Source organism: Bradyrhizobium sp. Y36 (assembly GCF_002531575.1).
In the GTDB taxonomy this organism is placed as follows: domain Bacteria; phylum Pseudomonadota; class Alphaproteobacteria; order Rhizobiales; family Xanthobacteraceae; genus Bradyrhizobium.
This window is the reverse complement of the sequence record NZ_NWTI01000002.1, coordinates 413,803-433,797: the sequence shown is the minus strand read 5'-3', so window position 1 is coordinate 433,797 and position 19,995 is coordinate 413,803. Positions and strand designations below refer to the sequence as shown.

The following is a 19,995-nucleotide window of genomic DNA, read 5'->3' as shown; positions in this document are numbered from 1 at the left end:
ATCTCCATTGAGGCTGACGGAGATATCGTGCGCTGCGTAGCAGCTTCAATCGTCCCTCACCGACGCGTGAGGAGCTAGCTCCGCGGCGGCAGCGTTCTGAGGAAGGCGACGATGGCATCGAGATCCTGCGCCGTCATGCCGGCATAGGCAGCATAGGCCATCGGCGGCTTCAGCTTGTGCCCGTCGCGCGCAACGCCCTGCGTAATCGCACGTTTGATTTCGTCGTCGCTCCACCGGCCAAGGCCGGCGGCGGGATCGGAGGTGATGTTGGCGGAGACGGATTCGCCCCACGGTCCCTTGAAGGTGCGGCCGCCCTTGCCGCTCGCGCCGGCGAAATCATGCACGGCGGATGCCCCCTCCGGCGTGTGGCACTCCAGGCAATGGGCAATGGTCAGCAGGTATCGGCCGCGCGCCAGCGTGTCGCTCAGCTCGGCCTCGCTGGCCTGCTTGCCGGCGTAGGTCGGCGTCTCCGGCTTCGACGCCATCCTGTACTCAGGCGCCGGCACCTCGTGGCGTACCGCCGGCACCGAGCGCAGGTAAGCCGTGAGCGCGTCGAGATCGCGTGCCGTGAGCACATCGTAGAACGACGTCGGCATGATCGGCGCCACCCTGGTGCCATCGGGCCTCATGCCGCTGACCAGAAACCGCTTCAGCTCGGCATCGCTCCAGCGGCCGATTCCAGTGTCCTTGTCCGGCGTGATGTTGGAGCCGGAGACCTTGAAGCGGGATTCTTCGAAGATCTGGCTGCCGCCCGAGAGCGCGCGCGAGAGATCGGGGCCCTGCGGCCCGCGCGGCGTGTGGCAATTATGGCAGACCATCACGTTGCCGACGAGATAGGCGCCGCGCTCGACCAGCGTCTCCCCGGAGGCCGGCGACGTCGCGAGCGCCAGCACGATCCCCCACACAATCCTCATCGAAAGGCCTCCGACCGGAATCGCGTTCATCAGACGATGCGCTGCATGAGATACCGCCGCGCCATACAAAAAAGCGGCGCCCAGGGGCGCCGCTTTCGAAAACCTCAGGCCGGTCGGCTCACGCCGCCTCGGCTTCCTTTTCCTGCACCGGACCGGAATCCTGGCCCTTGGCATCGACGTCGCGATCGACGAACTCGATCACGGCCATCGCGGCGTTGTCGCCGTAGCGGAAGCCGGCCTTGATGATGCGGGTGTAGCCGCCCTGGCGATCCTTGTAGCGGGGCGCCAGCACGTCAAACAGCTTCTTGACCTGGTCCTTGTCGCGCATCTCGGAGATGGCCTGGCGACGCATGGAGAGGCCGCCCTTCTTGCCGAGGGTGACGAGCTTCTCGACGATCGGACGAAGCTCCTTGGCCTTCGGCAGCGTGGTGACGATCTGCTCGTGCTTGATCAGCGCGGCGCACATGTTCGCGAACATCGCGCGGCGATGCTCGGCCGTGCGGTTGAGCTTCCGATGAACCTTGCCGTGACGCATGTAACTATTCCTTGTTTTAGAACTGCCGCGACGGTTCGTCGGACATGTTGCTCAGGTGGGCTGCCTGCGTTCGCCCTGTCAGTCATTCCGGACGGCGCGAAGCGACGATCCGGAATCTCGAGGTTCCGGGTTCGGCTCTCGCGAGCCGCCCCGGAACGACGATTTCTCAGTAGTGATCCTCGAAGCGCTTGGCGAGCTCGTCGATGTTCTCCGGCGGCCAGCCCGGCACTTCCATGCCGAGATGCAGACCCATCTGGGCCAGCACTTCCTTGATCTCGTTCAGCGACTTGCGGCCGAAGTTCGGGGTGCGGAGCATTTCCGCTTCGCTCTTCTGCACGAGGTCGCCGATGTAGACGATGTTGTCGTTCTTCAAGCAGTTGGCCGAACGCACCGACAGCTCGAGCTCGTCCACCTTCTTGAGGAAGGCCGGGTTGAAGGCGAGGTCCGGGATGATCTCCTGGGCGACTTCCTTGCGCGGCTCTTCGAAGTTGACGAACACGTTGAGCTGATCCTGGAGGATGCGGGCGGCATAAGCCACCGAGTCATCCGGCGAGATCGCGCCGTTGGTCTCGATCGTCATGGTCAGCTTGTCGTAGTCGAGGATCTGGCCCTCGCGGGTGTTCTCGACCTTGTAGGAGACCTTGCGGACCGGCGAGTACAGGCTGTCGACCGGGATCAGGCCGATCGGCGCGTCCTCGGGACGGTTGCGCTCGGCGGGCACGTAGCCCTTGCCGGTCGAGACCGTGAACTCCATGCGGATCTCGGCGCCCTCGTCGAGCGTGCAGATCTGCAGGTCCGGGTTCAGCACGACGACGTCGCCGACGGTCTGGATGTCACCGGCGGTGACAGTGCCCGGGCCCGACTTCTTCACGACCATGCGCTTGGGGCCTTCGCCCTGCATCTTGATCGCGATGTCCTTGATGTTGAGCACGATGTCGGTGACGTCCTCACGGACGCCCGCGATCGAGGAGAACTCGTGCAGCACGCCGTCGATGTGCACCGACTGCACCGCCGCGCCCTGGAGCGAGGAGAGCAGGATGCGGCGAAGCGCGTTGCCGAGGGTCTGGCCGAAACCACGCTCGAGCGGCTCGGCGACGATGGTCGCGAAACGCGAGGAATCGCTGCCGGGCTGCACCTGGAGCTTGTTCGGCCGAATCAGTTCTTGCCAATTTTTCTGGATCGTCACTGTTTCACCCATACAGGCCAGTCGAACTGCCATTGCAGACACTGGCGTTGGAGAAAGGCCGCAGGTCGCACCGGCGGCTTCTTGCAAAAGTCATTGCGGGCGTCGATGCACCCGCAACTCGGTATCAAACGCGCCGACGCTTGCGGGGACGGCAACCGTTGTGCGGGATCGTGGTCACGTCGCGGATCGAGGTGACGGTGAAGCCTGCGGCCTGGAGCGCACGGAGCGCCGACTCACGGCCCGAACCGGGGCCGGCGACTTCGACTTCCAGCGTGCGCATGCCGTGCTCCTGCGCCTTCTTCGACACGTCCTCGGCGGCGACCTGCGCCGCGTACGGGGTCGACTTGCGCGAGCCCTTGAAGCCCATCGTGCCGGCGGAGGACCAGGCAATCGTGTTGCCCTGCGCGTCGGTGATGGTGATGGTCGTGTTGTTGAACGACGAGTTCACGTGCGCAACGCCGGAGGCGATGTTCTTGCGCTCGCGACGGCGAACGCGGGTGGCTTCCTTGCCCATTGAGTCCCTTTCCTGAAGATCTCAAACGCCGCCGTAATGCCAGCGGCTACACCTGTGGAACGAAAAGCGCGTGGCGAACGGGTCATCCCCTTTCGCCACACGCCGCGATGAGATGCGAAAACTTACTTCTTCTTACCGGCGATGGCCTTCGCCGGACCCTTGCGCGTGCGCGCATTGGTGTGGGTACGCTGGCCGCGCACCGGCAGACCGCGACGATGACGCAGGCCGCGATAGCAGCCGAGGTCCATCAGACGCTTGATGTTGATGCCGACCTCGCGGCGCAGGTCGCCCTCGACGAGATAGTCGCGGTCGATCACTTCGCGGATCTGCAGCACTTCGGCATCGCTGAGCTGATTGACGCGACGATCCACGGGGATCTTCACCTTCTCCAGGATCTCACCAGCGATCTTCTGACCGATGCCATGGATGTACTGGAGCGCGATCAGCACGCGCTTGTTGGTGGGAATGTTCACGCCGGCAATACGGGCCACGGCCTTCTCTCCTGTCGCCGATCCTCGTCAGGACCGGGCTTTAAGTGCTTGTGTTCTCGGGCAGGTGTTCACAAACGCGAACACGACGCCCACCCCCGGTCTTCCTGGGGCCCGGCATCGTCTGAAACTATCCGACTTGGATGCGGGGCTTATTAGGGGATTCCGGGGGCTTTCGTCAACCGCTGCTAGCGCTTGGCTCGCTTTTTCGTGACCTTTTTTGCAGCTTTCCTGGCCCCCTTTTTGACCGCCTTCCCGGCGGTCTTCTTGGCTGCCTTCTTCGCCGCGTTCTTGACGGCTTTCTTGACGGTTTTCTTGGCCGCCTTCTTGGGCGCCTTCACGGCCTTCTTGGCCGCCTGTTTGGCGGTTTTAGCCGATTTAGCGGCCTTTTTGGCGGCTTTCGCCGGCTTTTTGGCCGATTTCTTCGCCGCCTTGGCTTTCTTGGCGGGGGCTTTCTTGGCCGCGCTCTTGGTCGTCCCCTTGGTCTGGGTTTTCGCCTCGGCCGCCCCCAGCGCCTGGAGCTGGCGGTCGATGGCGCGGGTGACCTCGTCGATGGCCATCATACCGTCGATGGTCGAAAGCTTCCGCCGCTCGGAATAGTAGTGAATCAGCGGTTCCGTCTGGCTGCGGTAGTTGGCTAACCGCTTGGTCAGGACCTCCGGGGTGTCATCGAGTCGGACCTCCTCCCCGCGCTCGCGCATCTGGGCAACGCGGGTCTCGACCCGACTCAGAAGCGCGCTCTCGTTGACGCGGAGCTCGATCACGGCGTCGAGCTTGAGGCGCTTGTTCTTGAGCAGCTCGTCCAGCGCTTCGGCCTGCGGCACGGTGCGCGGGAAGCCGTCGAGGATGAAACCGTTCTGGGCGTCCGGCTGGTCGATCCGATCGGAAATAATTCCGACCACGACCTCGTCGGGCACGAGGGCGCCGCTGGCCATGATCTCCTTGGCCTTCAGCCCGACCGGCGTGCCGGCCGCAACCGCGGCGCGCAGCATCTCGCCGGTCGAGAGCTGGACGATGCCATGGCGCTGCACCAAGAGCTGCGCCTGCGTCCCCTTGCCCGACCCCGGCGGTCCCAGAAGTATAATTCTCATCGGCGTACGCCCCCCGGATTGGTGAGCGATACGTCGCGCACCTGTGTTTGAAGTCCAAGAACAGTGCAAACCATAATCGGCGTTGCACCGCTACCCATATCATAGGGGAGCAGATGGGTGGACGCCAAGAAGGCTTTGAAATCAGTGATTGCGCTGCAGTGAAATCAGCCCTGCCGGTGCGATCGAGCAGTTGATCGATCGCCTTCGCGCGGCGCCGCGCGTTGTTCGCGCGGCGAATCGGCGGCGCGAAACGCGCCGCCTCATGACGCCGCAGCGCTAGCGACGGCGGCCGCGCAGCTTCGATTTGCGGATCAGGCCTTCATACTGGTGCGCCAGCAGATAGCCCTGCACCTGCGCCACGGTATCCATGGTGACGCTGACGACGATCAGCAGAGAGGTACCGCCGAAGTAGAACGGCACCGAGGCGTACGAGATCAGGATCTCCGGGATCAAGCAGACGATCGCGAGGTAAACCGCACCGAGCACGGTGATGCGCGACAGCACGTAGTCGATGTATTCCGCGGTGCGCTCGCCCGGACGGATGCCCGGAATGAAGCCGCCGTGCTTCTTCAGATTGTCCGCGGTCTCGGTCGGGTTGAACACGATCGCGGTGTAGAAGAAGGCGAAGAACACGATCAGCGCCAGATACATGATCAGGAACAGCGGACGGCCGTGGCCGAGCTGGGTGGTGATCCACTGGAACCACTCCGGCCCACTGCCCGCGTTGAAGTTCGCCACCGTGGTCGGCAGCAACAGCAGCGAGGACGCGAAGATCGGCGGGATCACGCCGGAGGTGTTGAGCTTGAGCGGCAGATGCGAGGACTGGCCTTCGAACATCTTGTTGCCGACCTGGCGCTTCGGATACTGGATCAGGAGGCGGCGCTGGGCGCGCTCCATGAACACGATGAAGGCGATCACGGCCACCGCCATGATGATCACGACCAGGATCAGTCCGGTCGACATCGCGCCCTGGCGGCCGAGCTCGAGCATGTTGGCGAGCGCGGCAGGCAGCTCGGCGACGATGCCGGCGAGGATGATCAGGGAGATGCCATTGCCGATGCCGCGCGAGGTGATCTGCTCGCCCAGCCACATCAGGAACATGGTGCCGCCGGTCAGCGTGATCGCGGTCGACAGGCGGAAGAACATGCCGGGATCGCTGACGACGTTGCCGGCGCCCTCGAGGCCCACGGCAATGCCGTAGGACTGGAACGCTGCCAGAATCACGGTGAGATAGCGCGTGTACTGGTTCAGCAGCTTGCGGCCGGACTCGCCTTCCTTCTTCAGCGCCTCGAGCTGCGGCGAGACGGTGGTGAGGAGCTGGATGATGATCGACGCCGAGATGTACGGCATGATGTTCAGCGCAAAGATCGCCATGCGGTGGATGCCGCCGCCGGCGAACATGTTGAACATGCCGAGGATGCCGCCCGCCTGCGAGCGGAACACCTGCTCCCAGATGTTGGGATCGATGCCGGGCAGCGGGATGTAGGTCCCGAGCCGATAAACGAGCAGCGCACCCAGGGTGAACCAGATGCGCTTCTTCAGTTCGTCAGCCTTGGCAAACGCACCGAAATTGAGATTGGCTGCCAGTTGTTCCGCTGCAGAGGCCATCTTGGACTTTCTCCCGCCGCCTATTGCGCCGTCATGCCCGCGGCCGGGCTACTATATAGCGGACGCCGGACATTATCTGGGGCTCGGCTTCGATAAGTCCACGTCCCGCATGCGTAAAGGCCCGCGAGCTGCGGGCCGATGACGCAGTTGTTACGCCGCCTCGCCTTCTTCCTTGGCAGGGGCGAGGATCTTCACCGAACCGCCGGCCTTCTCGACCGCGGCGATCGCGGTCTTGGTGGCGCCGTGCACTTCGATGTTGAGCTTGGACTTGAGCTCGCCGCGGCCGAGCAGCCGCACGCCCGCCTTGGCGCGGCGCAGCACGCCGGCCTTCACCAGGGCCTCGACGTTCACGACGCTGCCGGCGTCGATCTTCTTGGCATCGACAGCTTCCTGGAGCCGGTCGAGATTGATCTCGGCGAACTCGACGCGGAAGATGTTGTTGAAGCCGCGCTTGGGCAGACGGCGATGCATCGGCATCTGACCGCCTTCGAAGCCCTTGATGCGCACGCCCGAACGCGCGGTCTGGCCCTTGCCGCCGCGGCCGGACTGCTTGCCCTTGCCCGAACCGATGCCGCGGCCGACGCGCATACGCTTCTTGCGCGAGCCGGCGTTGTCGGCGATATCGCTGAGCTTCATCGCCCTTCTCCTTGTATCTTGCGCACGATCTTCACCGAAAACGGGTAGCCCGCGTTCGGGATCGCACGCCGCTTCTTACTTCTCGTCGACGATGCGGACGAGATGGTGAACCTTCAGGATCATGCCACGAACCGCGGGGGTATCCTGCAGTTCGCTGACGCGACCGATCTTGTTGAGCTTGAGCCCGATCAGCGTCGAGCGCTGCGAGTGATGGCGGCGGATTGCGCTGCCGATCTGCTCGAGCTTGATCGTCTTTGCGGCCTTGGCCATGGGAGTCTACTCCGAAAGCTTCCGTTAATCGGCAGCCGCCTCGGCATCACCGCCGATACGGCGCGACTGCAGAGTGGACACCTTGATGTTGCGGCGGGCTGCGACCGAACGCGGCGAATCCTGATGCTTCAGCGCGTCGAAGGTTGCGCGAACCATGTTGTAGGGGTTCGACGAGCCGATCGACTTGGCGACCACGTCCTGGACGCCCAGCGTCTCGAACACGGCGCGCATCGGGCCGCCGGCGATGATGCCGGTACCGGCGGGAGCTGCACGCAGATAGACGCGGCCCGCGCCATGACGGCCGGCGATGTCGTGATGGAGCGTGCGGCCCTCGCGCAGCGAGACGCGGGTCAGGTTGCGCTTGGCGGACTCGGTGGCCTTGCGGATCGCCTCGGGCACTTCGCGCGCCTTGCCGTGACCGAAACCGGCGCGGCCCTTCTGGTCGCCGATCACGACCAGCGCAGCGAAACCGAAGCGCTTGCCGCCCTTGACGACCTTGGCCACGCGATTGATGTGGACGAGCTTGTCGACGAACTCGCTGTCGCGCTCCTCGCGCTCCCTGCGTTCACGTCCGCCGCCGCGTTGATCGCGTCCACCACGTTGTTCGCGTTCTGCCATTTTTCCAATCCTTCAGAGGCTTGCGCCTCAATCCTCAAATTCTGTTAGAAGCTCAGCCCGCTCTCACGCGCGGCGTCGGCGAGAGCCTTGACGCGCCCGTGGTAGAGGTAGCTGCCGCGATCGAACACGACTTCCTTGACACCCTTCTCGGCGGCGCGCTCGGCCAGCAGCTTGCCGACCGCCTTCGCCGCATCGATGTCGGCGCCGGTCTTGCCGCCGTCGCGCATCGACTTCTCGAGCGAAGAGGCAGAGGCCAGCGTCTCGCCCTTCAGGTCGTCGATGACCTGGGCGTAGATGTGCTTGGACGAGCGGAACACAGACAGACGCGGACGGCCACCACCGGAGCGGCGCAGCTTCAGCCGCACACTCCGCTTGCGCCGGGCATTCGTAACCTTGGCTTTGGACATGACCGGCTCCGTTACTTCTTCTTGCCTTCCTTGCGGAAGATGAATTCGCCAACATACTTCACGCCTTTGCCCTTGTAGGGCTCTGGCGGGCGATAGCTGCGGATCTCGGCCGCGACCTGGCCGACGCGCTGGATGTCGCTGCCCGCCACCGTGATCTCGGTCGGCTTCGGCACGGTGATCGTGATCCCCTCAGGGATCGTGTAGATCACGTCGTGGCTGTAGCCGAGCGCGAGCTGCAGGTTCTTGCCCTGCATCGCGGCGCGGTAACCAACGCCGGTGATTTCGAGCTTCTTCTCGAAGCCCTTGGTGACGCCTTCGACCAGATTCGCGACCTGGGCGCGAGCGGTGCCGTACAGCGCCCGCGCGCGATTGGTCTCGGTCTTCGGCTTGACCTTGATCTGGCCGCTCTCGAGCTTCACCTCGACGTCGTCATGGACGACGAACTGAAGCTGGCCCTTCGGCCCCTTCATCTTGACGGTCTGCCCATCGACGGTCGCGGTCACACCCGACGGAACCGCCACAGGCCTTTTGCCAACACGTGACATGGATGAAAAATCCTTCTCAGAACACCGTGAAGAGGACTTCACCGCCCACATTCGCGTCGCGCGCGCTGTGGTCGGCCATGATCCCCTTCGGCGTCGACAACACCGAAATGCCGAGCCCGTTGTTGACCCGCGGCAGGTTCTTCACCGAGGCGTAGACACGACGCCCGGGCTTGGAAACACGTTCGATCTCGCGGATGACGGGCTCGCCGTCGAAATACTTCAGCTCGATCTCGATCTCGCTGCGGCCCGAGGAATGCTCGAGCGTGGCGTAGCCGCGGATGTAGCCCTCGCTCTTGAGGACCTCGAGCACGTTCTCGCGCATCTTCGAGCCAGGCGTGGAGACCTTGGTCTTGGAGCGCATCTGCGCGTTGCGGATACGGGTGATCAGATCGCTGATTGGATCGTGCGTAGACATCTAAACGACCCTCCTTACCAGCTCGACTTCACGAGGCCCGGGACCATGCCCTTGGAGCCAAGTTCGCGCAGCGCGATACGGGACAGCTTGTTCTTGCGGTAGTTCGAGCGCGGACGACCCGACAGCTCGCAACGCAGGCGGATGCGGGTCGCGGACGAGTTGCGCGGCATCTCGGCCAGCTTCAGCGTCGCGGCGAAACGCTCTTCCATCGGCAGCTTCTTGTCGGCGATGATCGCCTTCAACCGCTCGCGCTTGGCGGCGGCGTTCTTCACCATCCGCTTGCGCCGGTTGTTCTTCTCGACTGAACTCTTCTTTGCCATGCTTGGCTCCTGGGTATCCGCGTTTGAGAGGCTTGAGGTCAGCGTCTCACTGCCGGAACGGGAAATTGAAAGCGGTCAACAAGGCCCTCGCCTCTTCGTCGGTCTTGGCCGTGGTGCAGACGGTGATGTCCATACCGCGGGCTTCCGTGACCTTGTCGAAGTCGATCTCGGGGAAAATGATGTGTTCCTTGATGCCGAGCGAGTAGTTGCCGCGGCCGTCAAAGCTCTTCGGGTTCAGGCCGCGGAAGTCGCGGACGCGCGGCAGCGCGACCGTCACCAGGCGATCGATGAACTCGTACATGCGGGCCTTGCGCAGCGTGACCTTGCAGCCGATCGGCTGGTTCTCACGCAGCTTGAAGGTCGCGATCGCGATGCGCGAATAGGTCACGATCGCCTTCTGGCCGGCGATCTGGGTCAGCTCGGCAGCGGCGGTCTCGGCCTTCTTGCGGTCATTGACGCTGTCGCCAACGCCCATGTTCAGCACGACCTTGTCCAGGCGCGGAACCTGCATCACGTTCTCATAACCGAACTTCTCGGTCAGAGCCGTGCGGATCTTCGCGTCATATTCCGCGCGCAGGCGCGGGGTGTAAGCGGCCTCAGCCATCGATCTCAGCTCCCGAGCTCTTGGCGATGCGGACCTTCTTGCCGTCCGCCAGAATCTTGAATCCGATGCGGGTCGGCTTTCCGTCCTTGCCGACATACGCGATGTTGGACAGTTGGATCGGCGACTCCTTCGAGACGATGCCGCCCTCCTGGGCCTGCGTCTGCTTCTGGTGACGCTTGACCATGTTGATGCCGCGCACGAGCGCCGTGCCGGCGTCGGGACGCACTTCGAACACTTCGCCGGTGCGGCCCTTGTCGCGACCGGTCAGCACGACGACCTTGTCGCCCTTGCGGATCTTCGCAGCCATCACAGCACCTCCGGCGCGAGCGAGATGATCTTCATGTGGTTCTTGGCGCGCAGCTCGCGCGGCACGGGCCCGAAGATACGGGTGCCGACCGGCTCGGACTGATTGTTGATCAGAACGGCGGCGTTGCGGTCGAACCGGATGACCGAACCGTCGGCGCGGCGGATGTCCTTGCGGACGCGCACCACGACGGCCTTCATCACGTCGCCCTTCTTCACCTTGCCACGCGGAATTGCTTCCTTGATCGAGACGACGATGATGTCGCCGATCGTGGCGTAGCGGCGCTTGGAGCCCCCGAGCACCTTGATACACATGACACGGCGTGCGCCAGAATTGTCGGCCACGTCGAGGTTGGTCTGCATCTGAATCATTGATGCACCTCGTCCTCTTTCTCTTTGCGCCAGCCCAGCCGGCGCTCAACATTTCCCTGAAGTCAGCTGGCTAAAGCCAACAGATCAGGCGCTTTTCTTGTGTTCGCCCCGGATCACGACCCAGCGCTTCAACTTCGAAATCGGCTTCGATTCCTCGATCCACACCATGTCGCCCGGCTTGAACTGGTTGCTCTCGTCGTGCGCGTGGTAGTTCTTCGAACGGCGGATCGTCTTCTTGTAGATCGGGTGCGTGAAGCGGCGATCGACGCGCACCACGATGGTCTTGGCCTGCTTGTCGCTGACGACCACGCCCTGCAAAGTACGTTTCGGCATCTTCGTAAGCCTCTTACTTCTTCTTGGCGCGCGTCTGCGCGGCGACGGTCTTGATCCGGGCGATGTCACGGCGGGCCTCGCGCAAGCGCGAGGTGTTCTCGAGCTGCCCGGTGGCGCGCTGGAAGCGCAGGTTGAAGCGCTCCTTCTTCAGGTTCAGGATGGCGTCATCCTGCTGGTCGGGGCTCATCGCGCGGATGTCTTCGATCTTCATCTGGGCCATGGCCATTACTCCGCAATGCGCTCGACGAAGCGCGTCTTGATCGGCAGCTTGGCGGCCGCCAGGGTCAGCGCCTCACGCGCCGTCTGGGTGTTGACGCCGTCGATCTCGAACAGCACCCGGCCCGGCTTGACGCGGGCGACCCACAATTCCGGCGAACCCTTGCCGGAGCCCATGCGGACTTCGGCCGGCTTCTTCGACACCGGAACGTCGGGGAACACGCGGATCCAGACGCGGCCGGCGCGCTTCATGTGGCGGGTCAGCGCGCGGCGAGCGGCTTCGATCTGGCGCGCGGTGACGCGCTCAGGCTCGGTCGCCTTCAGGCCGAACTGGCCGAACGCCAACGTCGCGCCCGAAGAAGCAACGCCGTGGATGCGGCCCTTATGCGCCTTCCGGAACTTCGTTTTCTTAGGTTGCATCATGGCTTTAAGCCCTCAAATTCCTGTGCGGCTTTAGGCTGCGGCCGTATCGCGGCGCTGACGGCCACCACGATCACTGCTGCCACCCGTCTCGCCTTCGGCCATTCTCTTGTCCTGGGCCATCGGATCGTGCTCGAGGATCTCGCCCTTGAAGATCCAAACCTTGACGCCGCAGGTGCCGAAGGTCGTGAACGCGGTCGCAACGCCGTAGTCGATGTCGGCGCGCAGCGTGTGCAGCGGCACGCGACCTTCGCGGTACCACTCCATGCGCGCGATTTCCGCACCGCCCAGACGACCCGAGCAGTTGATGCGGATACCTTCCGCGCCGAGACGCATCGCCGACTGCACGGCGCGCTTCATGGCGCGGCGGAACGCCACGCGGCGCTCGAGCTGCTGCGCGATCGACTCGGCCACCAGCGTCGCATCGAGTTCCGGCTTGCGGATCTCGACGATGTTGATGACGACGTCGGACGAGGTGATGTCCGCGACCTTCTTGCGAAGCTTGTCGATGTCGGCGCCCTTCTTGCCGATCACCACGCCCGGACGAGCCGAGTGGATGGTGACGCGGCACTTCTTGTGCGGACGCTCGATCACGATGCGGGCGACGGCGGCCTGCTTGAGCTCCTTGTGCAGGATCTCACGGATCTTGACGTCTTCGTGCAGCAGCTTGCCGTATTCCTGCTTGCCGGCGAACCAGCGGGAATCCCAGGTGCGGTTGATGCCGAGACGCAGACCGATCGGATTGATCTTTTGACCCATCGTGTTCTCCTGCGCCCTTAAGCGGCGGCTTCAGCTTCGACCTGACGAACAATGATCGTCAGCTGCGAAAATGGTTTGTAGACACGGCCCGAGCGGCCGCGGCCGCGAGCGGCGAAGCGCTTCATCACGAGGCCGTTGCCGACGAAGGCCTGCGCCACGACGAGATCGTCGACGTCGAGGTCGTGGTTGTTCTCGGCGTTGGCGATAGCCGATTCCAGGCACTTCTTCACGTCGACCGCGATCCGCTTGCGCGAAAACTGCAGATCGGCGAGCGCAGCAGCAGCCTTCCGGCCGCGAATGAGCTGGGCGACCAGGTTGAGCTTCTGCGGGCTCACCCGCAGCATCCGGGCGACCGCCTTGGCCTCGTTCTCGGCGAGGCTCCGTTCGCGCTTAGGTTTGCTCATCGTTTAATCCTCAAGCCTTCTTGGCTTTCTTGTCGCCGGAGTGGCCATGGAAGGTCCGGGTCGGCGAGAACTCGCCGAACTTGTGACCGACCATTTCCTCGTTGACCGCCACCGGCACGTGCTTCTGACCGTTGTACACGCCGAAGGTCAGGCCGACGAACTGCGGCAGGATCGTCGAGCGACGGCTCCAGATCTTGATGACGTCGTGACGGCCGGACGCGCGCGCGGCATCTGCCTTCTTGAGCAGAGAACCCTCGACGAACGGGCCTTTCCAGACTGAACGAACCATGTCCGGCGTTCCTTACTTCTTCCGCTTGTGGCGGCTTAGGAGAATGAATTTGTTGGTCGACTTGTTGGTGCGGGTCTTCTTGCCCTTGGTCGGCTTGCCCCACGGAGTGACCGGGTGGCGACCGCCCGAGGTACGACCTTCACCACCGCCGTGCGGATGGTCGATCGGGTTCATCGAAACACCGCGGTTATGGGGCTTGCGGCCCAGCCAACGGTTGCGGCCGGCCTTGCCGATCGAGGTGTTCATGTGATCCGGGTTCGACACCGCGCCGATCGTGCCGCGGCAACGGCCGTGCACGAGACGCTGCTCGCCCGAGTTCAGGCGGATGATGACGTAGTCCTGGTCCCGGCCGACGAGCTGGGCGTAGGTGCCAGCCGAACGGGCGAGCTGACCGCCCTTCCCGATCTTGACCTCGATGTTGTGGATGATCGTGCCGACCGGCATGTTGCCGAGCGGCATGACGTTGCCCGGCCTCACGTCGACATAGTTGCCGGCAACCACGGAATCACCAACGGCCAGGCGCTGCGGCGCCAGGATATAAGCCTGGGTGCCGTCCTCGTACTTGACCAGCGCGATGAACGCGGTGCGGTTCGGATCATATTCCAGCCGCTCGACCGTCGCGGGCGCATCGACCTTGTCACGCTTGAAGTCGACAATGCGCAGGGTCTGCTTGTGACCGCCGCCGCGGAAGCGCACGGTGATGCGACCGGTGTTGTTGCGACCGCCCGAGGAGTGCTTACCTTCGGTGAGCGCCTTGACCGGCTTGCCCTTGTACAGGGCCGAACGATCGACCATGACCAGCTGGCGCTGGCCCGGCGTCGTGGGATTGAATTTCTTCAGTGCCATCGTCGTGCGACCCTACAGACCGGTGGTGACGTCGATCCGGTGACCCTCTTCGAGGGTCACGATCGCGCGCTTGCTGTTCGACTGCGAACCGAGATTGCCGCGGAAGATCTTGGTCTTGCCCTTGCGGACGAGCGTATTGACGCTCTTGACCTTGACGTCGAACAGCTTCTCGATCGCTTCCTTGATCTGCGGCTTGGTCGCCTTGGCGGCCACCTTGAACAGGACCTTGTTGTGCTCCGAGGCGATCGTGGCCTTTTCGGTCACGACCGGCGACAGGATCACGTCGTAGTGGCGAGGCTCGATGTTCTTGCTCATTTGAAGCGCGCCTCCAGCGCATCGATGGCGGCCTTGGTCAGAACGAGTTTCTGACGGCGCAGGATGTCATAGACGTTGATGCCCTGGATCGGCAGCACGTCCATGTTCGGGATGTTGCGAGCCGCAGCGGCGAAGCCGTTGTTGAGCTCGGCACCGTCGATGATCAGCGCGTTGGTCAGGCCCAGGCCCGAGAAGTGACCGAGCAGCGCCTTGGTCTTCGCGGCTTCCAGCGCGGCCTTGTCGATCACGACGAGATCGCCGTCCTTGGCCTTGGCCGAGAGCGCATGCTTCAGAGCGAGCGCGCGGACCTTCTTCGGCAGGTCGGTGGCGTGCGAACGCACCACCGGACCGAAGGCACGACCGCCGCCGCGGAACTGCGGCACGCGGGCCGAGCCGTGACGAGCACCGCCGGTGCCCTTCTGCTTGTACATCTTCTTGCCGGTGCGCCAGATCTCGGCGCGACCCTTGGCCTTGTGGGTACCAGCCTGACGCTTGTTGAGCTGCCACTGCACGCAGCGTGCAATGATGTCCTGGCGCGGCTCGAGACCGAAAATGGTGTCGGACAGCTGGACGGAGCCGGCTTCCTTACCTTCGAGGGTGGTGACCTTCAATTCCATCTCACGCCTCCTGCGCGGCCGGAGCGGCTTCGTCGCCAGCAACCTTGAACTTGCCGGGCTTCGGAGCTTCCTTCGGCAGCGGCTTCTTGACGGCGTCACGCACGCGGATCCAGCCGCCCTTGGAGCCGGGAACGGCGCCTTCGACGAGGATCAGGCCACGCTCGACGTCGAGCTGAACGACGCGGAGGTTGAGCGTGGTGATGCGATCGACGCCCATGTGACCGGGCATCTTCTTGTTCTTCCAGGTCTTGCCGGGGTCCTGACGGCCGCCGGTCGAACCGATCGAACGGTGCGAGACCGACACGCCGTGGGTGGCGCGCAGACCGCCGAAGTTCCAGCGCTTCATACCGCCGGCAAAGCCCTTACCGACCGAGGTGCCGGTGACGTCGACGAACTGGCCGACGACGAAGTGATCCGCGAGGATCTCGGCGCCAACCGGGATCATGGCGTCCGCAGTGACGCGGAACTCCTCGACCCGGCGCTTCGGCTCGACCTTGGCGACTGCGAACTGGCCGCGCTCCGCCTTGGGCATGTAAACGGTCTTGCGGGCGCCAGAACCGAGCTGGAGCGCGACGTAACCGTTCTTCTCTTCGGTGCGGTGGCCTACGACCTGGCAATTGCCGAGCTTCAGCACGGTCACGGGGATATGTTCGCCGGCCTCCGTAAAGACCCGCGTCATCCCGACCTTTTGTGCGATCACTCCGGAGCGCATCGGCTTGCTTCCTGTTCTCTTTGTCCGCTTACGCGAACGGGATCCAAAATCTTAGAGCTTGATCTCGACGTCGACACCGGCGGCCAGGTCGAGCTTCATCAAAGCATCGACGGTCTGCGGGGTCGGATCGACGATATCGAGCAGGCGCTTGTGAGTGCGCATCTCGAACTGCTCGCGGCTCTTCTTGTCGACGTGGGGCGAACGGTTGACGGTGAACTTCTCGATGCGGGTGGGCAGCGGAATGGGTCCGCGAACCTGCGCGCCGGTGCGCTTCGCCGTGTTCACGATCTCGCGGGTCGACGTATCGAGGATACGATGGTCGAACGCCTTGAGACGGATACGAATGTTTTGGCCGTTCATTGCCGTGGTCTCTCTTCCGTGGGTGGCGAATAGCGAATAGCGAATGTCACCATTCGCTACCCGCCGTCCCTATTCTCGCAATTACTCGATGATCGAGGCGACGACGCCGGCGCCGACGGTGCGGCCACCTTCGCGGATCGCGAAGCGGAGCTTCTCTTCCATCGCGATCGGCACGATCAGGTGCACTTCCATCGCGATGTTGTCGCCCGGCATCACCATCTCGGTGCCTTCCGGCAGATGCACGACACCGGTCACGTCGGTGGTGCGGAAGTAGAACTGCGGACGGTAGTTGGTGAAGAACGGGGTGTGGCGACCGCCCTCTTCCTTGGTGAGGATGTAAGCCTCAGCCTTGAACTTGGTGTGCGGCTTGACCGAACCCGGCTTGCACAGCACCTGGCCGCGCTCGACGTCTTCGCGCTTGGTGCCGCGGAGCAGCGCACCGATGTTGTCGCCCGCCTGACCCTGGTCGAGCAGCTTGCGGAACATTTCGACGCCGGTGACGGTCGTCTTCTGGGTGGCACGGAGACCGACGATCTCGATTTCCTCGCCGACCTTGACGATGCCGCGCTCGACACGGCCGGTCACGACGGTGCCGCGGCCCGAGATCGAGAACACGTCTTCGACCGGCATCAGGAACGGCTGGTCGATCGGACGCTCCGGCTGCGGGATGTACTCGTCGACGTTCTTCATCAGCTCGAGGATGGCGTCGTGGCCGAGCTTCTTGTCGGAATCTTCGAGAGCGGCGAGCGCCGAACCCTTGATGATCGGGATCTTGTCGCCGGGGAAGTCGTACTTCGAGAGCAGTTCGCGGACTTCGAGCTCGACGAGCTCGAGCAGCTCCGGATCGTCGACCATGTCGCACTTGTTGAGGAACACGACCAGCGCGGGCACGCCGACCTGGCGGGCGAGCAGGATGTGCTCGCGGGTCTGCGGCATCGGGCCGTCAGCGGCCGAAACGACCAGGATCGCACCGTCCATCTGGGCGGCGCCGGTGATCATGTTCTTGACGTAGTCGGCGTGGCCGGGGCAGTCGACGTGGGCGTAGTGGCGGTTCGGCGTCTCGTACTCGACGTGCGCGGTCGAGATCGTGATGCCGCGCGCCTTCTCTTCCGGCGCCTTGTCGATCTGGTCGTACGCGGTGAACGTCGCACCGCCGGCTTCGGCGAGAACCTTGGTGATCGCCGCCGTCAGCGACGTCTTGCCATGGTCGACGTGACCGATGGTGCCGATGTTGCAGTGCGGCTTGTTACGTTCAAACTTTGCTTTGGCCATTTGACTCTCCGTTCAATCGTCAGTTCGTGACCGACGACAATCAGGCAAACTTCTTCTGGACTTCTGCCGACACGTTGGCCGGCGCTTCTGCGTAGTGGTCGAACTGCATGGTGAAGGTTGCGCGCCCCTGGCTCATCGAGCGCAGGTTATTCACGTAACCAAACATGTTCATGAGCGGCACCATCGCGTTGATGACGTTGGCGTTGCCGCGCATGTCTTGACCCTGGATCTGACCGCGCCGGGAATTCAGGTCGCCGATGACCGAGCCGGTGTAGTCTTCCGGGGTCACCACTTCGACCTTCATGATCGGCTCGAGCAGGACGGACTTGCCCTTCTGCAGCGCTTCGCGGAAAGCCGCGCGCGATGCGATTTCGAAGGCCAGTGCCGACGAGTCGACGTCGTGGTACTTGCCGTCGACGAGCTGAACCTTGACGTCGACCACGGGGAAGCCCGCGACCACGCCAGAGCTCATCACGCTGTTGAGGCCCTTTTCGACGCCGGGGATGTATTCCTTCGGAACCGCACCGCCGACGATCTTGGACTCGAACTCGTAGCCCTTGCCGGGCTCGTTCGGCTCGACCACGATCGACACTTCCGCGAACTGACCGGTACCACCGGTCTGCTTCTTGTGGGTGTACTTGACCTCGGCCTTCTTGGTGACACGCTCACGGAACGCAACCTGCGGCGCGCCGATGTTGGCGTCGACCTTGTAGGTACGCTTGAGGATGTCGACCTTGATGTCGAGATGGAGCTCGCCCATGCCCTTGAGGATGGTCTGGCCGGACTCCTGGTCGGTCGACACGCGGAAGGACGGATCCTCCGCGGCGAGCTTGGCCAGCGCCACGCCCAGCTTTTCCTGGTCGGCCTTGGACTTCGGCTCGATCGCGATCTCGATGACCGGCTCGGGGAATTCCATCTTCTCCAGGATCACCTGCTTGTCGGGATCGCACAGCGTGTCACCGGTGCGCGCTTCCTTCAGGCCGGCCAGCGCGACGATGTCGCCGGCATAGGCTTCCTTGATGTCCTCGCGGTTGTTCGCATGCATCAACAGCATGCGCCCGATGCGCTCCTTCTTCTCGCGCGTCGAATTCACGACGCCGGTGCCGCTCTGCAGGACGCCGGAGTAGATGCGGCAGAAGGTGATGGTGCCGACGAACGGGTCGTCCATGATCTTGAACGCGAGCAGCGCCAGCGGCTCCTTGTCGTCCGCCTTGCGCACGACCTCTTCGCCACGGTCGTCGGTGCCCTTGATCGCGGGCACGTCGACCGGCGACGGCAGATAGTCGACGACGGCGTCGAGCAGCGGCTGCACGCCCTTGTTCTTGAAGGCCGAACCGCACAGCACGGGATAGAACGCACCGGTCAGCACCGCCTTGCGGATCAGGCGCTTCAGGGTCTCTTCGTCCGGCTCCTTGCCGTCGAGATAGGCGGCCATGGCGTCGTCGTCGAGCTCGACGGCGGCTTCCACCATCTTCTCGCGATATTCCTTGGCCTGCTCGACCAGATCTTCCGGGATGTCGACATAGTCGAACTTCGCGCCGAGCGATTCATCGTTCCAGATGATGCCCTGCATCTTCACGAGGTCGACGAGACCCTTGAAGTTGTTCTCGGCACCGATCGGCAGCTGGATCGCGATCGGCTTGGCGCCGAGGCGGTCGACGATGTCGGACAGACACTTGAAGAAGTCGGCGCCGGTCTTGTCCATCTTGTTGGCGAAGACGATGCGCGGAACCTTGTACTTGTCGCCCTGGCGCCAGACGGTCTCGGTCTGGGGTTCGACGCCCTGGTTGGAGTCGAGCACGCAGACGGCGCCGTCGAGCACGCGCAGCGAACGCTCGACCTCGATGGTGAAATCGACGTGGCCGGGGGTGTCGATGATGTTCAGGCGCTTGCCGGCCCAGAAGGCGGTGGTCGCAGCCGAGGTGATCGTGATGCCACGCTCCTGCTCCTGCTCCATCCAGTCCATCGTCGCGGCACCTTCGTGCACTTCGCCGATCTTGTGGCTCTTGCCGGTGTAATAGAGGATGCGCTCGGTCGTCGTGGTCTTGCCGGCATCAATATGCGCCATGATACCGAAGTTGCGGTAATTCTCTATGGCATGAACGCGGGGCATTGGATGTTCCTTAGATTCCGTGTTTCGCCGTTACCAGCGATAGTGCGAGAAGGCACGGTTGGCTTCCGCCATGCGGTGCACGTCTTCACGCTTCTTGACGGCGTTGCCACGGTTGTTCGAGGCGTCCAGCAGTTCGGCCGAGAGCCGCTCGGTCATGGTCTTCTCGTTGCGCTCGCGCGCGGCCGAGATCAGCCAGCGGATGCCCAGCGCCTGACGGCGGGTCGAACGAACCTCGACCGGAACCTGGTAGGTGGCGCCGCCGACGCGACGGGAGCGAACCTCGATCGTCGGCATGACGTTCTCAAGCGCCTGCTCGAACACGCCGAGCGGGTTCTGCTTGGTCTTGGATTCGATGATGCCGAACGCACCGTAGACGATGCCTTCCGCGACCGACTTCTTGCCGGCGTACATCACCGAGTTCATGAACTTCGTGACGATGATGTTCCCGAACTTCGGATCGGGAAGGACTTCGCGCTTTTCCGCTGAGTGGCGACGAGACATGGAGCTGGTTCC

The 19,995-nt window shown here is 63.5% G+C and carries 31 protein-coding genes; all 31 read right to left on the bottom strand.

Features of this window, described 5'->3' with window-relative positions; translation table 11 throughout:
• Positions 1-74 precede the first annotated feature (74 nt).
• The 31 genes from CO669_RS05620 to rpsG all read right to left on the bottom strand — a co-directional run bounded on the left by CO669_RS05620 (position 75) and on the right by rpsG (position 19,983).
• On the bottom strand, positions 75-914 hold the full coding sequence (locus CO669_RS05620; RefSeq protein WP_097658974.1) for a cytochrome c: 840 nt from the start codon (positions 912-914) through the stop codon (positions 75-77).
• 118 nt (positions 915-1,032) lie between these two features.
• Positions 1,033-1,449: a 50S ribosomal protein L17 gene (gene rplQ / locus CO669_RS05615; RefSeq protein WP_014494513.1), complete on the bottom strand. Its 417-nt coding sequence runs from the start codon at positions 1,447-1,449 to the stop codon at positions 1,033-1,035.
• A 166-nt stretch (positions 1,450-1,615) separates the two neighbouring features.
• Complete coding sequence (locus CO669_RS05610; RefSeq protein WP_097658748.1) at positions 1,616-2,647, bottom strand: DNA-directed RNA polymerase subunit alpha; 1,032 nt, start codon at positions 2,645-2,647, stop codon at positions 1,616-1,618.
• Between the two features lie 112 nt (positions 2,648-2,759).
• Complete coding sequence (gene rpsK / locus CO669_RS05605) at positions 2,760-3,149, bottom strand: 30S ribosomal protein S11 (protein WP_007603045.1); 390 nt, start codon at positions 3,147-3,149, stop codon at positions 2,760-2,762.
• A 122-nt stretch (positions 3,150-3,271) separates the two neighbouring features.
• On the bottom strand, positions 3,272-3,640 hold the full coding sequence (gene rpsM / locus CO669_RS05600) for a 30S ribosomal protein S13 (RefSeq protein ID WP_008549231.1): 369 nt from the start codon (positions 3,638-3,640) through the stop codon (positions 3,272-3,274).
• A 185-nt stretch (positions 3,641-3,825) separates the two neighbouring features.
• The gene (locus CO669_RS05595) at positions 3,826-4,728 is read right to left on the bottom strand and encodes an adenylate kinase (RefSeq protein ID WP_097658747.1); all 903 of its coding nucleotides are present in this window, start codon (positions 4,726-4,728) and stop codon (positions 3,826-3,828) included.
• A 276-nt stretch (positions 4,729-5,004) separates the two neighbouring features.
• The gene (secY, locus tag CO669_RS05590; RefSeq protein ID WP_071912844.1) at positions 5,005-6,336 is read right to left on the bottom strand and encodes a preprotein translocase subunit SecY; all 1,332 of its coding nucleotides are present in this window, start codon (positions 6,334-6,336) and stop codon (positions 5,005-5,007) included.
• A 150-nt stretch (positions 6,337-6,486) separates the two neighbouring features.
• Positions 6,487-6,972: a 50S ribosomal protein L15 gene (rplO, locus tag CO669_RS05585; RefSeq protein ID WP_097658746.1), complete on the bottom strand. Its 486-nt coding sequence runs from the start codon at positions 6,970-6,972 to the stop codon at positions 6,487-6,489.
• Between the two features lie 75 nt (positions 6,973-7,047).
• A complete protein-coding gene (rpmD, locus tag CO669_RS05580) occupies positions 7,048-7,242 on the bottom strand; it encodes a 50S ribosomal protein L30 (protein WP_097658745.1) in 195 nt (64 codons plus the stop codon).
• 24 nt (positions 7,243-7,266) lie between these two features.
• Entirely contained in the window at positions 7,267-7,860 is a 594-nt protein-coding gene (gene rpsE / locus CO669_RS05575; RefSeq protein WP_025036985.1) for a 30S ribosomal protein S5, read from the bottom strand.
• A gap of 44 nt (positions 7,861-7,904) precedes the next feature.
• A complete protein-coding gene (gene rplR, locus CO669_RS05570; protein WP_007603036.1) occupies positions 7,905-8,267 on the bottom strand; it encodes a 50S ribosomal protein L18 in 363 nt (120 codons plus the stop codon).
• Positions 8,268-8,278: 11 nt separating this feature from the next.
• Positions 8,279-8,812 (bottom strand): 50S ribosomal protein L6, encoded by a 534-nt coding sequence (gene rplF, locus CO669_RS05565; RefSeq protein ID WP_097658744.1) that lies wholly within the window; start codon positions 8,810-8,812, stop codon positions 8,279-8,281.
• Positions 8,813-8,828: 16 nt separating this feature from the next.
• Positions 8,829-9,227, bottom strand: coding sequence for a 30S ribosomal protein S8 (gene rpsH, locus CO669_RS05560; protein WP_018322269.1), 399 nt, complete (start codon positions 9,225-9,227; stop codon positions 8,829-8,831).
• A gap of 14 nt (positions 9,228-9,241) precedes the next feature.
• Positions 9,242-9,547, bottom strand: coding sequence for a 30S ribosomal protein S14 (rpsN, locus tag CO669_RS05555; RefSeq protein WP_018322268.1), 306 nt, complete (start codon positions 9,545-9,547; stop codon positions 9,242-9,244).
• A 46-nt stretch (positions 9,548-9,593) separates the two neighbouring features.
• Complete coding sequence (gene rplE, locus CO669_RS05550; protein WP_018647250.1) at positions 9,594-10,151, bottom strand: 50S ribosomal protein L5; 558 nt, start codon at positions 10,149-10,151, stop codon at positions 9,594-9,596.
• Complete coding sequence (rplX, locus tag CO669_RS05545; protein WP_097658743.1) at positions 10,144-10,458, bottom strand: 50S ribosomal protein L24; 315 nt, start codon at positions 10,456-10,458, stop codon at positions 10,144-10,146. The genes rplE and rplX overlap by 8 nt, the downstream gene beginning before the upstream one ends.
• Positions 10,458-10,826, bottom strand: a complete 369-nt coding sequence (gene rplN, locus CO669_RS05540) for a 50S ribosomal protein L14 (RefSeq protein WP_007603030.1) — start codon at positions 10,824-10,826, stop codon at positions 10,458-10,460. The genes rplX and rplN overlap by 1 nt, the downstream gene beginning before the upstream one ends.
• Positions 10,827-10,910: 84 nt before the next feature.
• Positions 10,911-11,159: a 30S ribosomal protein S17 gene (gene rpsQ, locus CO669_RS05535; protein ID WP_097658742.1), complete on the bottom strand. Its 249-nt coding sequence runs from the start codon at positions 11,157-11,159 to the stop codon at positions 10,911-10,913.
• Between the two features lie 13 nt (positions 11,160-11,172).
• Positions 11,173-11,379, bottom strand: a complete 207-nt coding sequence (gene rpmC / locus CO669_RS05530) for a 50S ribosomal protein L29 (RefSeq protein ID WP_011088144.1) — start codon at positions 11,377-11,379, stop codon at positions 11,173-11,175.
• Positions 11,380-11,384: 5 nt separating this feature from the next.
• A complete protein-coding gene (gene rplP, locus CO669_RS05525) occupies positions 11,385-11,798 on the bottom strand; it encodes a 50S ribosomal protein L16 (RefSeq protein ID WP_008136349.1) in 414 nt (137 codons plus the stop codon).
• A 30-nt stretch (positions 11,799-11,828) separates the two neighbouring features.
• Positions 11,829-12,554 carry a 30S ribosomal protein S3 gene (gene rpsC / locus CO669_RS05520; RefSeq protein WP_092294149.1) on the bottom strand — a complete coding sequence of 242 codons (726 nt, stop codon included), beginning with the start codon at positions 12,552-12,554 and terminating at the stop codon, positions 11,829-11,831.
• A 17-nt stretch (positions 12,555-12,571) separates the two neighbouring features.
• On the bottom strand, positions 12,572-12,958 hold the full coding sequence (gene rplV, locus CO669_RS05515; protein WP_008136353.1) for a 50S ribosomal protein L22: 387 nt from the start codon (positions 12,956-12,958) through the stop codon (positions 12,572-12,574).
• Positions 12,959-12,968: 10 nt separating this feature from the next.
• Positions 12,969-13,247, bottom strand: a complete 279-nt coding sequence (gene rpsS, locus CO669_RS05510; RefSeq protein ID WP_008136357.1) for a 30S ribosomal protein S19 — start codon at positions 13,245-13,247, stop codon at positions 12,969-12,971.
• A 12-nt stretch (positions 13,248-13,259) separates the two neighbouring features.
• Positions 13,260-14,093 carry a 50S ribosomal protein L2 gene (gene rplB / locus CO669_RS05505; RefSeq protein ID WP_097658741.1) on the bottom strand — a complete coding sequence of 278 codons (834 nt, stop codon included), beginning with the start codon at positions 14,091-14,093 and terminating at the stop codon, positions 13,260-13,262.
• Between the two features lie 12 nt (positions 14,094-14,105).
• Entirely contained in the window at positions 14,106-14,408 is a 303-nt protein-coding gene (locus tag CO669_RS05500; protein WP_097658740.1) for a 50S ribosomal protein L23, read from the bottom strand.
• Complete coding sequence (gene rplD / locus CO669_RS05495; protein ID WP_074116741.1) at positions 14,405-15,025, bottom strand: 50S ribosomal protein L4; 621 nt, start codon at positions 15,023-15,025, stop codon at positions 14,405-14,407. The genes CO669_RS05500 and rplD overlap by 4 nt, the downstream gene beginning before the upstream one ends.
• Position 15,026: 1 nt before the next feature.
• A complete protein-coding gene (rplC, locus tag CO669_RS05490; protein WP_097658739.1) occupies positions 15,027-15,737 on the bottom strand; it encodes a 50S ribosomal protein L3 in 711 nt (236 codons plus the stop codon).
• 51 nt (positions 15,738-15,788) lie between these two features.
• A complete protein-coding gene (gene rpsJ, locus CO669_RS05485; protein WP_002712302.1) occupies positions 15,789-16,097 on the bottom strand; it encodes a 30S ribosomal protein S10 in 309 nt (102 codons plus the stop codon).
• Between the two features lie 81 nt (positions 16,098-16,178).
• A complete protein-coding gene (gene tuf / locus CO669_RS05480; protein WP_008136415.1) occupies positions 16,179-17,369 on the bottom strand; it encodes an elongation factor Tu in 1,191 nt (396 codons plus the stop codon).
• A gap of 40 nt (positions 17,370-17,409) precedes the next feature.
• Positions 17,410-19,482 (bottom strand): elongation factor G, encoded by a 2,073-nt coding sequence (gene fusA / locus CO669_RS05475; RefSeq protein ID WP_097658738.1) that lies wholly within the window; start codon positions 19,480-19,482, stop codon positions 17,410-17,412.
• A gap of 30 nt (positions 19,483-19,512) precedes the next feature.
• Entirely contained in the window at positions 19,513-19,983 is a 471-nt protein-coding gene (rpsG, locus tag CO669_RS05470; protein ID WP_008136420.1) for a 30S ribosomal protein S7, read from the bottom strand.
• Between the last annotated feature and the right edge of the window lie 12 nt (positions 19,984-19,995).